The sequence below is a fragment of the Vibrio sp. 1249-1 genome (assembly GCF_033340495.1).
This window is the reverse complement of the sequence record NZ_JAWOWJ010000005.1, coordinates 25,499-39,008: the sequence shown is the minus strand read 5'-3', so window position 1 is coordinate 39,008 and position 13,510 is coordinate 25,499. Positions and strand designations below refer to the sequence as shown.

Here is a 13,510-nt window from a genome sequence, read left to right as displayed (position 1 = left end):
ACCTAATTCAGTGCGGCCGTTCATCGTTTTACCAAGCCAAGTGTATGGCGTAGTAGCGGCTGCTTAAAAATAGAAAGGTTATCCATCGCTGCTAAGGCAGTATTTCGGCCAATTCGCATCGCGGGTAAATCATTTGAAAAAACATGCACTAAGGCACTGGTTAGCCAAATAGTTTCGCTTCGATCTGCTTCTCTACGTTGACTAAAGCGCATCAGGCCTTGATAAAGACCCACATCCTCACTTTGCTGCACAATTTCTTCTGCTAGTGAGACTACATCGCGAATACCGAGATTAAAGCCTTGTCCAGCTATCGGGTGCAGCGTTTGCGCCGCATTTCCAACAATCGCAAAGCGATGTGAAATATTTTGCTTTCGATGGCGAAGAAGCAATGGGTAACTTGCACGGCGCCCCACTTTTTTCATCGCGCCTAAACGCCAACCAAAATCGTTCTGTAAACGCTGGAGAAATGCTTGATCAGATAACTCAAGAACGGCTTGGGCTTCTTCAGGGTGCAAACACCAAACTAAGGACATTCGATTGTCACTCATTGGCAATAAAGCAACAGGGCCATTCTCAGTAAAACGTTCAAAGGCTCTACCTTGATGAGGTTCTTGAGTCACAATATTGGCAATGACAGCCACTTGTTCAAAATCTTGCTCAGAAAGTTCTAGACCAATTTTCTGACAACAGGTCGAAACAGCACCATCTGCAGCCACCAGCAGTTTTGCTTCAAGTTGCTCACCACTTTTCAACGTCACATGGGTACAGTTTTGCTCGCGCTCGATATCGGTAACGGAGTCAGGACAAAACAGCGTAATTGACTCGCTACTGTCTAATAATTCTTGATATACACGCCCAACATCGGCTAATTCTACAACATACCCTAGAGCTTCAACCCCAACCTCTTGCTTGGTAATCTCCGTCATCCCAGCATGAGAACGGTCAGAAACGTGGATATGTTCAATGGGTGTGACAAACGGTTCTACTGACGTCCAGAGCTGTAGTTGACGCAACAGATTGACAGTACCGTAAGACAATGCGATTGAGCGAGAGTCAAAACCAGGGTGCATATCTGATTGTGCTTTAAAAGGCTCAACGACGGCAATGCGGAGCTTTCCCTGAGACAAATGGTCAATCGCCAATGCTAACGTTGCACCAGCCATGGCACCACCAGCAATGACTACATCATATTGCTTCATACTAACCTCTGGACGGTCTACGATTAGTGAATAGTAGGTTTTTTGTCGCTGCTTTCAGGACGAACACCAAATTCAGCATGAATCGTTAGTACGCAAGCTTTGATGTGCTCAATCACTTGCTCTAGCAATTGCGCTTGTTCACCAAGATCGTCATCTTCATCGATGCCTAATTTGGCAATCTCTTCTAAGTCAGCCAGTGCTTCTTTAGCGTCATCAGATGCTTTATTAAGCGCAACGCCTGCTAGACCTAACCCAGAAATAAAGTGGTTTACAAAGTCGGACACACTGTCAGCTAATGCGAATAAGCCTTCTTCGCCCGGCTCATCTGGCAATAGTAAAGACAGCTCCATTGACGTGCCAGTAAGCTCATTAACAGTAACGTTGAATATGCTCTGAGCAAAAGTGAGTGCTGTCGAGGGCCACCCCATCCCATCATTGGTGTAGTCAAAAAGAATCGGCTGCCAAGTTTGATCATTGATCGCCAATCCACCACTTAACATGCCAACAAATAAGCCATGTAACTCCGCCGGTGTCACTGCTAGGCTTGCCGATTGCAGTTCAGCAGCAATAGATTGGTATTCAGGAAGGGTGATTTCACTCATAACTTGGCTCATTCTTACGTAATAATGTATTGGTATATCCTACCATCAAGGTTAGTGGTCTGAAACGGCTATCAAATTCAATTTTGGACAGCATTTGTTCAATTTGCCCAATTCCTGTGTGATCTCGTCATCATTTCTCTTTCTGTGATGGGAAATGCTTGAATCTTAATAGCGGTTTTCCTATAGTTTGCTCCTCGGTAGTTGTATGAAGCAACACCTTAGATAGCGCGAATATAGAGTTTATTCATCATGAGCAATCAAGCGATCGACGTTGAAATATTAGGCAAACTTACACGAGTGAATTGTCCGACAGGACAAGAAGAGTCTCTTGTTGCAGCGGCAAAAGATCTGGATCGCCGATTGAAAGAAATGAGCGAACGTACTAAGGTAACCAATGAAATCCAACTGCTGACCTTTGCTGCATTGAATATTTGCTATGAGTTGCACACCAAGTCATACGAATCCAATGGTCAACAGCAAGAAATTACTGAGCGAATGGAAAAGCTCACCGCGTCTTTAGAGAACGCACTAAGCAAAGTTACGCAAGGACAGCAGTAAATACAAAATTTACCCTGGGGTGTGCGTCAGCAGGATTTAAGTCCCTGAGCCGATAAGCAATACCTAAGGGTTAGTATTTGGTAACTATTGAGCAAGCTCGGCATGCACCGAGAAGCCTACGGTTGTCATTGCTGATCCGCCTTGAACCAGCTGGTTCAAGGGCCACAATCCTCAACGGCACCCTGGGGTATTCTCTCTATGTCAGACCTCTCTCGACAAGACTTCCGCAAACTGATTCGTGAAAAGCGCAACGCTCTGTGCAGTGATACGCAATACCAAGCGGGAATCGACCTTATTACTCAATTTTCCCAACTTCCTGAAATCGATCAGGCGCAACATATTGCCATCTACCTTTCTGCAGACGGTGAGCTTGATACTAAACCGCTCATTGAATGGTTATGGCAACAGGGAAAATCGGTTTATCTGCCCGTCATCCATCCCTTTTCTAAAGGTCAGTTACTGTTTCTTCAGTATGTAAGTGATGAACAGCTCGTCTACAACAAGTACGGCATCTTAGAGCCCAAGCTCGATATCAGACACCTCAAACCCGTTCGCCAGCTTGATTTAATCTGCACGCCTTTAGTTGGGTTCGACAGTATCGGACACCGCTTAGGCATGGGCGGAGGGTACTACGATCGTACTCTGTCACGTTGGTTTATAACTGGAGAGGGAGCTAAACCTGTTGGTATCGCTCATGACTGCCAACATGTAGAACGCTTACCAATTGAAAGCTGGGACATTCCATTACCTAAGATCGTGACCCCAAGCCAAATATGGCAATGGGAAAGTGACAAGTAAGCCGCTATAATCACGCCCGCAAACGTTAACGAACATCTATTCAGGAGATTGGCATGACTCAAGATGAAATGAAAAAAGCGGCTGGTTGGGCAGCACTAAAATATGTTGAGAAAGGCAGCATTGTCGGTGTTGGTACTGGCTCTACCGTGAATCACTTCATCGATGCACTAGGCACTATCAAAGATGATATTAAAGGTGCAGTGTCTAGCTCTGTCGCTTCAACTGAGCGCCTTAAAGAGCTTGGTATTGAAGTATACGAGTGTAACGATGTAATGAAGCTGGATGTGTATGTTGATGGCGCAGATGAGATCAACCCAGCACGTGAAATGATCAAAGGCGGCGGCGCGGCTCTGACTCGTGAGAAAATTGTCGCAGCAATCTCTGATAAGTTCGTATGTATCGTTGACGGCACTAAAGCAGTTGACGTACTTGGCCAGTTCCCATTGCCTGTTGAAGTAATCCCAATGGCACGCTCTTACGTGGCTCGTGAATTGGTAAAACTAGGTGGTGATCCAGCTTACCGTGAAGGCGTTGTGACTGACAACGGCAACGTGATTCTGGATGTGCACAATATGCAAATTACCAACCCGAAAGAAATGGAAGACAAAATAAACGGCATCGCTGGTGTGGTGACTGTGGGTCTTTTCGCTCATCGTGGTGCAGACGTAGTGATCACTGGCACACCAGAAGGTGCAAAAATTGAAGAATAAATAACAGCCCAAAATGAACCTATCTGGTTCACTTTTCTGTTATTTCATTACATACGGTGCTGCAAGGCACCGTTTTTTATTCCTTTCTATAAGAAAATTATCTCTTATTCCGTAATTTTCTTACCCAAAGCAATTTTTTTTTGTTACTTTATTGAACAGAAGACGCACAGGGAAACGTTTGTCTTCCTACAAAACTGTTAATTATCCCCTTTTTAATAGTTTTGCCCAATGTGCGCCACATTAGCCCACCTTTCCATTTTAAGGACGAGAAAAAATGGCCAAAGTTTCACTGGAAAAAGAAAAGATTAAGATCCTCTTGTTAGAGGGACTCCACCCTTCTTCAGTTGAAGTTCTTCAAGCAGCTGGTTATACCAACATTGAATACCATAAAGGTTCCCTTCCGGAAGAAGAACTAATTGAAGCAGTAAAAGACGTGCACTTCATTGGTATCCGCTCCCGTACGAACCTATCCGAAGAGGTAATCAATGCGGCGAACAAGCTGGTTGCAATTGGCTGTTTTTGTATTGGTACTAACCAAGTAAACCTAGATGCAGCAGCAAAACGCGGTATTCCTGTCTTTAATGCACCATTCTCTAACACTCGAAGCGTGGCAGAGCTTGTACTTGGGCAAATCCTTTTACTAGTGCGTGGTATTCCTGAAAAGAATGCACTTGCACATCGCGGTATTTGGAAGAAAAGTGCAGACAACTCTTACGAAGCTCGTGGTAAGTGCCTTGGCATTATCGGATACGGTCACATTGGTACGCAGCTTGGTATTATTGCCGAAAACTTAGGTATGCGCGTTTACTACTACGATATTGAGAACAAACTGTCCCTTGGTAATGCGACGCAAGTACATACCATGAGTGAACTATTGAACAAATGTGATGTGATTTCTTTGCACGTTCCCGAAACACCGGAAACGAAAAACATGATGGGTGAAGCTGAATTTGCTCGAATGAAACCAGGTTCCATCTTTATCAACGCGGCACGTGGCACCGTTGTGGATATTCCTGCACTTTGCCATAGCTTAGAAGCTGGTCACCTTGCTGGCGCTGCAATTGATGTATTCCCAACTGAACCAAAAACGAATGCTGACCCGTTCGAGTCTCCTTTACAAAAATTCGATAACGTCATCCTCACTCCACACGTTGGTGGTTCAACACAAGAAGCACAAGAAAATATCGGCTTAGAAGTGGCGGGTAAACTGGCTAAGTACTCTGATAACGGATCGACACTTTCAAGCGTAAACTTCCCTGAAGTGTCATTACCAGAACACAGTGGTGAGTGCTCTCGTCTGCTTCATATCCACAAGAACCGTCCTGGTATCCTAACTCAGATCAACACCATCTTTGCTGAAGAAGGCATTAACATTGCCGCGCAGTACCTACAAACAGCCGCTGAAATAGGCTACGTAGTGATCGACGTTGAAACTGAACGCTCAGAAGAAGCTCTAACAAAGCTCAAAAACATTGAAGGCACAATCCGTGCTCGTATCCTGCATTAAACTGTGAAATAGAAATGACAAAGGCAGGGGTTGTAACTCCCTGCCTTTTGCTTTTTACTGTTTGCTAAGCCTTACTTTAGCTTATAAATGACATCGACTTGATCGCGAATGATCATGGTTGAATCTTGGTAGCTATTCGCTCCTTCTTTACTATCCATCGCCATTGAACGCATTAACACAGGCTGAACGTGCATCTGTCTGTAATTGATCTGCCATACATCGCCCAACTTTTTCTCAAAACCAGTCGCTAATGACCCTGCTTTTTCTCTTGCGTCCTTAATCGCAGCCATTCGTGCCTTTTGCTGATACTCGGCTTGGTTGCTTACCTTAAGTTGAATATTATCAACCTGATTAATTCCCGCTTCTAACGCCATATCTAGGTATTGGTTAAGGTTTTTCAGATCCGTCACCGTGACATCAATACTGCGAGATGCTCGATACCCAACAAGTTCTGCTTTTCCTGATTTAGGGTAATGGTACTGAGGAGCAAGGTATAAATTCGAGCTAGTAATATTGTCTTTTGACAAGCCGGCATCCGATAAGCTTTTTAGAAACTCTTCAACGGTTTTATCTACGGACAATTTCGCTTGTTCGGCCGTCATTGTCGTATCGACTACTTTTACAGAAAACGTAGCCATATCAGGTGTGGCCGTCACTTCGCCATACCCCGTTGTCGTAACATGAGCAAACTCTGGCGTATTCGCCAAAACTGAAGCACTGGTAAGGCTGAGTGCTGAAGCCAGCAAAAATGAATACAATTTCATTCAATAAATCCATCCATACAAAATTAAGTACTTAATCTCAGATTCCAACATCACTATCATGGCTGAGAAAGCGTGTGGTTTCATAATAGAAACTTCCGCCGATTATCCAAGCACCCATAGTGACTTCTAACACAACTTTGACTATGTAACATTGGCGTAATTTTTAAACAAAACACACTTAAGTTAACGATATGCAGCTCTGACAAACTTATTGAGGTAGATGCTGCTGCGCATACCCCACTATCGCGTGTGAGATTTCTTGTAATACCCCAGTTTCTAACTGCCAGTGGTGCCAATAAATCCGATGGGACATTAAAAAACCTGGAGTCACATCAACCAACACACCTCTGTCTAATTCGTCGGTAATTTGCAAGCGGGGGATCAAGCAATAAGCAACACCAGCTAACGCCACTTTTAGAAACGCTTCAGAACTACTGATGTTGTGATGAATAACGCTGTCAGGATTGACGTTAAAATGCTCGGTAAGAAATGTTTTATGTAGATCATCATATTGGTCATATGAAACGGCCGGTGCTTTTGCCAATGTCTGATTATTTACGCCTTTAGAAAAATAACGCTGATAGAACTCTGGGCTCGCGACACAAACATAATCGATGCGACCTAAATAGTCTGCTCTGCATCCGGGGATTGGCTGGGGCTCCAAGCTGATCGCTCCTGTCACTTCGCCACTTTTGAGTTTTTCAATAGAGCGGTATTCACCATAGATAGTCAGTTTTAGTTCAACTTGACGCTGCTTCATAACATTTTGCAGCGCTGGCAGTAGCCATGTTGCAAGGCTATCTGCATTAGTCGCTAAAGAGAGTTGCACAGGTCGCGTACTGGTATCATTTTTTAGTTCGGGGAGAATTTCATGCTCTAGCAAGCGTACTCGCCGATAAAGACCCAACAATTTTTTACCAATTGGCGTTGGCTTAGGTGGCTGGCTTCGAATTAAAACAGGCTGCGCGAGAAACTTCTCTAACTGCTTGATACGTTGAGAAATGGCGGATTGAGAAACAAATAAATGCTCGGCAGCACGCTCAAAGCTACCCTGATAAACTATAGCGTCTAATGCCTCAATCCATTTGTAATCTAACCCTCGCATACCTTTCCTCTCCCTCCTGATCAAACGCCTCCCGTTAAATTAGTCTATCTAATGTAAGATTAAAATCATTAATTATACTTATTTAGATAAACGCTTTATCTTTCCCCTCTCTGTAAATGTATTTGTTATTTTGAAGTGAGGTGAAGTGTGAGCTTGTGGGTTCTATTGCAAGGTTTTGGTTTAGGAGCATCAATGATCATTCCGATCGGCGCGCAAAATGCGTATGTTTTGAATCAAGGCATAAAGCGTAATCACCACCTAACAACCGCCACTATTTGTAGCGTGCTAGATATGATTTTCATCTCTCTAGGTATCTTTGGTGGTGGTGCAATTCTGTCTCAAAATGAAATCTTACTGACGTCGGTGACACTTGGTGGTATTGCCTTCTTGAGCTTCTATGGACTGCTCTCGCTAAAAAGTGCTTTTAAGCCAGAGAGTGAATCGGAATCAAAAGGGGAGATTGTAGCTCGAGGTCGTCGAACGGTTATTCTAGGTGCGCTAGCTGTAACTGTGCTTAATCCGCACTTATATTTAGATACTGTCGTTATTCTAGGTTCGATCGGTGGACAATTTGAAGGCCATGATCGCATTGCTTTTGCACTAGGTACGATTCTGGCTTCCTTTGTTTGGTTCTACACTTTATCGATAGGAGCAGCCAAACTAGGTCCAACACTCTCTAAACCAAAAGTGAAAAAAACCATCGACATTGCAATCGCAATGATGATGTTCACAATAGCGTATATCTTAGCGAGTGAGCTTATTGATAAGTATTGGTAATCACCAGGTAGTAAGGCAGCAAAGACATGGAGTCACTAAAACGTATTTATAACAACAATAGAGAGCGATTCAACGCGCTCTCTATTCCTTTTCGGGAATGGCAGCACGAAGCCATCTTAGACTTTGAGACAGATATACGCATTGCGAGAGAGCTTGGTTGGACGGGTACGCATACCAAAAGCCTCTTTTTAACACTCAAAGGACAAGGTTACGCAGTTTATCTGACAGATAAGGACTCGCGCCTCGATGCCAAGCAGATTAAAGCGATTACAGGTAAACGTCCCTCTATTTGTAATGACGATGAAATGGTCGAAGTGTTAGGTTGCGTACCCGGCGCGGTTTGCCCAATAGGCTTACCGGAATACATCACTATCATTGTTGATACCAATCTCTATCAACATCAAGAGTTGCTGTATACGCCTGGCTTACCTGAGTTCACATTTGGATTTGCAGGTAAACATCTAAAACGCCTCTTACTTGCTGGTCATCACACCCTTTACGAAATATAAAAAAGCGAGGCCTATTGGCCTCGCTTTTGAATATCGACTGCTTTTGATTAAGCGTCGACTTTGTTCAGGTGAACATCCATTTGTGGGAATGGAATCTCGATACCATTTTCATCCAATGCTTCTTTAATACCTTGCATTGCATCAAAGTATACGCCCCAGTAATCTGCAGTTTTCACCCATGGACGAACCACAAAGTTAACTGAAGAGTCCGCTAACGTAAGTACACCAATTGTGATATCTGGGTCTTTCAAGATACGTGGATCTTTCTCTAGCGTCTCACGAATCACTTTCTTCGTTAGTTTAAGGTCTGCTTTGTATGAAACACCAATCACTAGGTCGACACGTCGTGTCGCATGGCGAGAGTAGTTAGTAATGGCACCGCCGATAACTGAAGAGTTAGGCACAACAACCATTTTGTTGTCTGGTGTATTTAGAACGGTTTGGAAGATTTGAATTGCTTCAACACTACCCGCTACACCACCGATTTCTACGTAGTCGCCTGATTTGAATGGACGGAACGCAACAATAAGTACGCCTGCTGCAAAGTTTGATAGTGAACCTTGTAGTGCAAGACCAACAGCAAGACCTGCCGCACCAATCACAGCAACAACAGAAGCGGTTTGAACTCCTAATCGACCAAGAGCCGCGATTAGCACGATTACAAATAGCAAGTAACGAACAAGACCGTGAATAAATTCAACGACGGCCTTATCCATGTTTTTCTTTTCTAGTACTTTAGAAACACTACCAGCGACTGCCTTAACGATAAGATTACCGATAAACAGAATAAGCAGCGCAGAGATAATGTTCACACCGTACTGAACCAGTAGATCTGAATTGTTTGTCAGCCAAGTTTCAGCCTGAGTTAGACCATCCGTTAAAGTGGTATCGATACCCACCGATTCACCTGCCATAATTCTTATCCTCAAAAATAAAGAGATATAAATCCAATTGCCGTTAATTTATGAACCTTGTTTTTTAAAGGCTCTTTTCTAAAACAACATCCCTATTGCTCCACTGAACAGTGTCAGATTTTTGGCACAATATCCCAACTCTGACTTTTTTCAAAGTCAGAGTTTCGCAAAGATATGCAAAACAAGACTTTATCAGAGCTTTCTGACACTGACTTGTTACAGGTTACGCAATGCACTCTGATTTCGCCACTCTTAAGACTGATATTCCCATGTTTTCTTTAAAAAAACGTTAAAGGTGAGATATCTCACTAGCAAATACAACCTAACGCATAAAAATATCGGGAGAAAGCAGCGGGGAAGAAAGTGATAGACATAAAAAAACCCGCTCAAAGAGCGGGTTTTTAAGTAACTTAATCAGTAACGATTATAGTACGTCAACTGCGTTAAGGTCAGCAAATGCTTGCTCTAGACGAGTAACCATTGAAGCTTGGCCTGCACGTAGCCATACGCGTGGATCGTAGTACTTCTTGTTTGGTGCATCTTCACCAGTTGGGTTACCGATCTGACCTTGTAGGTAATCGTGGTTTTCAGCTTCGAACTTACGGATACCATCCCAAGTAGCCCACTGTGTATCAGTATCGATGTTCATTTTGATTACACCGTAGCCGATAGATTCACGGATTTCTTCTAGAGAAGAACCTGAACCGCCGTGGAATACGAAGTTTAGAGAGTTCGCTGGAAGACCGAATTTCTCAGAAACGTGCGCTTGAGAATCACGTAGGATAGTTGGAGTTAGTACAACGTTACCTGGCTTGTATACGCCGTGTACGTTACCGAAAGATGCTGCGATAGTGAAACGGTGGCTGATTGCGCTTAGTTTCTCGTATGCGTATGCAACGTCTTCTGGAGAAGTGTATAGCTCAGACGCATCCATATCAGAGTTGTCAACGCCGTCTTCTTCACCACCAGTACAACCTAGTTCGATTTCTAGAGTCATGTTCATTTTAGCCATGCGCTCTAGGTACTTAGCAGAAATTTCGATGTTCTCTTCTAGAGACTCTTCAGAAAGGTCGATCATGTGAGAAGAGAATAGTGGCTTACCAGTTTGCGCGAAGTACTCTTCACCAGCGTCTAGTAGACCGTCGATCCAAGGAAGTAGTTTCTTAGCTGCGTGGTCAGTGTGTAGGATTACTGGAACACCGTAAGCTTCAGCTACAGCGTGAACGTATTTCGCACCAGCAACAGCACCTAGGATTTGAGCTTCTTGACCTTCAAGTTTTAGACCTTTACCAGCAAAGAAAGCAGCGCCACCGTTAGAGAACTGAACGATAACTGGAGCTTTAACTTTTGCAGCTGCTTCAAGTACTGCGTTTACAGAGTCAGTACCCACACAGTTTACTGCTGGAAGTGCAAAGCTGTTTTCTTTTGCAACTTCAAATACTTTCTGAACGTCATCGCCAGAGATAACACCTGGTTTTACGAAGTCGAAGATCTTAGACATGGATGTAATCCTATTTATCTGTCGTTTTTAAACAAAACTTGTTAAGTTGAAAATCTTGCAAACGTTTGCTCACAACTGAGGCTATTCTAGCAGAGTTCCTCACACGTTGCAGCAAACAAGAAAGCGGGAGAATCACTCCCCCGCTTTGCTTTAATTACTTAGCGCGTGCTTCTAGCATTTCTACTGCTGGAAGAACTTTACCTTCTACGAACTCAAGGAAAGCGCCGCCGCCAGTAGAGATGTAAGATACATCCGCTTTGATACCGAACTTGTCGATAGCCGCTAGCGTGTCACCACCACCAGCAACAGAGAAGCCTTCAGAAGCTGCGATAGCTTCAGAGATGCCTTTAGTACCTGCTTCGAAGTTCTTGAATTCGAATACGCCTACTGGACCATTCCATAGGATAGTCTTAGCGTTTTTAAGGATTTCAGCTAGTTCAGCAGTTGAATCTGGACCAAGGTCGAAGATCATGTCGTCGTCTTGTACTTCAGAAACGTGCTTGATTTCAGCTTCTGCGTTCTCGTCAAATGCTTTCGCACATGCAACGTCAGTTGCTACTGGAATTGCACACTCGTCCATTAGCTTCTTAGCTGTTTCAACTAGGTCTGCTTCGTATAGAGACTTACCAACGTTGTGGCCAGCAGCTGCGATGAATGTGTTAGCAATACCACCACCAACAACGAGTTGGTCAGCGATTTTAGATAGAGACTCAAGAACCGTTAGCTTAGTAGAAACTTTTGAACCACCTACGATAGCAACCATTGGACGAGCTGGCTTGTCCATTGCTTTGCCTAGCGCTTCTAGTTCGTTTGCTAGTAGAGGACCAGCACATGCTACGTCTGCGTGCATGCCAACGCCGTGAGTAGATGCTTGAGCACGGTGAGCCGTACCGAATGCGTCCATTACGAATACGTCACATAGTGCTGCATATTTCTTAGATAGCTCTTCGTCGTTTTTCTTTTCGCCTTTGTTGAAGCGAACGTTTTCAAGAACAACAAGTTCACCCGCATTTAGCTCTAGGCCATCTAGGTAGTCTTTTGCTAGCTTCACTTCGCAATCTAGTGCGTCGTTTAGGTAGTTAACAACTGGTTGTAGAGAGAACTCTTCAGCGTATTCACCTTCAGTTGGGCGACCTAGGTGAGACGTAACCATTACTTTAGCGCCTGCTTCTAGGCAGTGCTTAATAGTTGGAAGAGATGCGATGATACGTGCATCCGAAGTTACTTTACCGTCTTTTACTGGCACGTTTAGGTCAGCACGGATAAATACACGTTTACCTGCAAGATCCAGGTCAGTCATCTTGATTACAGACATGATGTGTCCTCTCAAATATTTAATAATTAAAGTTTTTGAAAACTCGGCAACCCTGCCAAGCCTGTTAATTCTTCAAACTGGTTATAGATATGGAGATATTATGGATTTATTTCAAGGCTTGAAATAAAAATTCTCCATCACTTCTTCGTCATTACTGTTCCACTTGCGAAGAAGCTTGCATTGCTAAGGCAGTATCCAGCATCCGGTTAGCAAAGCCCCATTCGTTGTCGCACCAAACGAGCATTTTTACGAGTTGCCCGTTACTCACTCTAGTCTGGCTTCCATCCACAATCGCACTATGGGGGTCGTGGTTAAAGTCGATGGAAACGAGTGGCGATTCAGTATAGTCAACAATGTTACGTAATGTACACTGAGATGCGTTAACAATGGTTTGATTTACGTCATTAACTTTCACATTTGTACTAATTGTGACACTTAAATCCATTGCAGTGACGTTAACCGTTGGAACACGAACAGAAATTGCTTCGAATTTGTTGGAAAATTTCGGGAAGATTCTTTCAATCCCCTTATGCAACTTAGTGTCCACCGGAATAATAGATTGGCTTGCAGCGCGGGTACGGCGTAAGTCGTTATGATACGCATCAATTACTTGTTGATCGTTCATGGACGAATGAATTGTGGTAATGGTGCCAGACTCTATGCCGAAGGCTTCGTCTAATACTTTAATGATGGGAACGATACAGTTGGTGGTGCAAGAGCCATTGGAGACAACACGGTGCTCGTCTTTCAGAGTTTCGTGGTTCACGCCATAGATAATCGTATTATCTAGGTCGTTTGCGCCCGGGTGCGAAAACAGTACTTTCTTCGCGCCAGCTTCTATATGCGCTTGCCCATCCGCTTGCGAACCAAATACACCAGTGCAATCCAAGACGATATCAACTTCTAAATCACGCCAAGGAAGTAATTCGATTTCGGAGAGGTGGAGAATGCGAATGGAATCATATTCACCGCTGTCATGATGAACATGCAAATGTTCTTGGTCATGGGAAATTTTTTTACCAAAGCGACCATGACTGGTGTCATATTGCAGTAGGTGTGCCATCGCCTCTGGCTGTGCTAGTTCGTTAACCGCCACAACCTTGATCTGCTGGTGTTTTCCGCTTTCATACACCGCTCGCAGAACATTACGACCTATACGTCCAAATCCATTGATCGCAACCTTTAGCATTTATCCTTCGCCCTACCAAAAATTTCGTGTCACAGATACTACCTGATCAGGCTGACAAACGC

At 43.9% G+C, this 13,510-nt stretch carries 14 protein-coding genes and 1 other RNA gene; 7 read left to right on the top strand and 8 right to left on the bottom strand.

Annotated features, from left to right (window positions below; genetic code table 11):
• Window positions 1-20 precede the first annotated feature (20 nt).
• Entirely contained in the window at window positions 21-1,199 is a 1,179-nt protein-coding gene (gene ubiH / locus R7Z50_RS10875) for a 2-octaprenyl-6-methoxyphenyl hydroxylase (RefSeq protein ID WP_005380974.1), read from the bottom strand.
• A 23-nt stretch (window positions 1,200-1,222) separates the two neighbouring features.
• A complete protein-coding gene (locus R7Z50_RS10870) occupies window positions 1,223-1,801 on the bottom strand; it encodes a YecA family protein (RefSeq protein ID WP_005380976.1) in 579 nt (192 codons plus the stop codon).
• 249 nt (window positions 1,802-2,050) lie between these two features.
• Between R7Z50_RS10870 and R7Z50_RS10865 the strand changes: the two genes are divergently transcribed.
• From R7Z50_RS10865 to serA, 5 genes are all read left to right on the top strand, one after another.
• On the top strand, window positions 2,051-2,359 hold the full coding sequence (locus tag R7Z50_RS10865) for a cell division protein ZapA (protein ID WP_005384553.1): 309 nt from the start codon (window positions 2,051-2,053) through the stop codon (window positions 2,357-2,359).
• Window positions 2,360-2,367: 8 nt separating this feature from the next.
• A non-coding RNA gene (gene ssrS, locus R7Z50_RS10860) (6S RNA) lies at window positions 2,368-2,552 on the top strand.
• A 5-nt stretch (window positions 2,553-2,557) separates the two neighbouring features.
• Window positions 2,558-3,157: a 5-formyltetrahydrofolate cyclo-ligase gene (locus tag R7Z50_RS10855; RefSeq protein WP_017633556.1), complete on the top strand. Its 600-nt coding sequence runs from the start codon at window positions 2,558-2,560 to the stop codon at window positions 3,155-3,157.
• Between the two features lie 53 nt (window positions 3,158-3,210).
• Entirely contained in the window at window positions 3,211-3,867 is a 657-nt protein-coding gene (gene rpiA, locus R7Z50_RS10850) for a ribose-5-phosphate isomerase RpiA (RefSeq protein WP_005380982.1), read from the top strand.
• Window positions 3,868-4,141: 274 nt separating this feature from the next.
• Window positions 4,142-5,374 (top strand): phosphoglycerate dehydrogenase, encoded by a 1,233-nt coding sequence (serA, locus tag R7Z50_RS10845; RefSeq protein ID WP_005384551.1) that lies wholly within the window; start codon window positions 4,142-4,144, stop codon window positions 5,372-5,374.
• A 71-nt stretch (window positions 5,375-5,445) separates the two neighbouring features.
• Here the strand turns inward: serA and R7Z50_RS10840 are convergent, their stop codons facing one another.
• A complete protein-coding gene (locus R7Z50_RS10840) occupies window positions 5,446-6,138 on the bottom strand; it encodes an oxidative stress defense protein (RefSeq protein ID WP_005384550.1) in 693 nt (230 codons plus the stop codon).
• Window positions 6,139-6,346: 208 nt separating this feature from the next.
• Entirely contained in the window at window positions 6,347-7,243 is an 897-nt protein-coding gene (locus R7Z50_RS10835) for a LysR family transcriptional regulator ArgP (RefSeq protein WP_213870794.1), read from the bottom strand.
• A 147-nt stretch (window positions 7,244-7,390) separates the two neighbouring features.
• Here R7Z50_RS10835 and R7Z50_RS10830 point away from each other — a divergent pair, with 147 nt between their 5' ends.
• Together R7Z50_RS10830 and R7Z50_RS10825 are read left to right on the top strand one after the other, a co-directional pair.
• The gene (locus tag R7Z50_RS10830; protein WP_005380992.1) at window positions 7,391-8,020 is read left to right on the top strand and encodes a LysE/ArgO family amino acid transporter; all 630 of its coding nucleotides are present in this window, start codon (window positions 7,391-7,393) and stop codon (window positions 8,018-8,020) included.
• A gap of 26 nt (window positions 8,021-8,046) precedes the next feature.
• Window positions 8,047-8,529 carry a YbaK/EbsC family protein gene (locus R7Z50_RS10825; protein ID WP_005380994.1) on the top strand — a complete coding sequence of 161 codons (483 nt, stop codon included), beginning with the start codon at window positions 8,047-8,049 and terminating at the stop codon, window positions 8,527-8,529.
• A gap of 47 nt (window positions 8,530-8,576) precedes the next feature.
• Here R7Z50_RS10825 and mscS read toward each other — a convergent pair whose 3' ends face one another.
• The 4 genes from mscS to epd form a co-directional block, all read right to left on the bottom strand.
• A complete protein-coding gene (gene mscS / locus R7Z50_RS10820) occupies window positions 8,577-9,443 on the bottom strand; it encodes a small-conductance mechanosensitive channel MscS (protein ID WP_318149071.1) in 867 nt (288 codons plus the stop codon).
• Between the two features lie 424 nt (window positions 9,444-9,867).
• The gene (fbaA, locus tag R7Z50_RS10815; protein WP_005380996.1) at window positions 9,868-10,944 is read right to left on the bottom strand and encodes a class II fructose-bisphosphate aldolase; all 1,077 of its coding nucleotides are present in this window, start codon (window positions 10,942-10,944) and stop codon (window positions 9,868-9,870) included.
• A gap of 154 nt (window positions 10,945-11,098) precedes the next feature.
• Window positions 11,099-12,259, bottom strand: a complete 1,161-nt coding sequence (locus R7Z50_RS10810) for a phosphoglycerate kinase (protein WP_005384547.1) — start codon at window positions 12,257-12,259, stop codon at window positions 11,099-11,101.
• 151 nt (window positions 12,260-12,410) lie between these two features.
• A complete protein-coding gene (gene epd / locus R7Z50_RS10805; RefSeq protein WP_005384545.1) occupies window positions 12,411-13,448 on the bottom strand; it encodes an erythrose-4-phosphate dehydrogenase in 1,038 nt (345 codons plus the stop codon).
• Window positions 13,449-13,510: the final 62 nt, after the last annotated feature.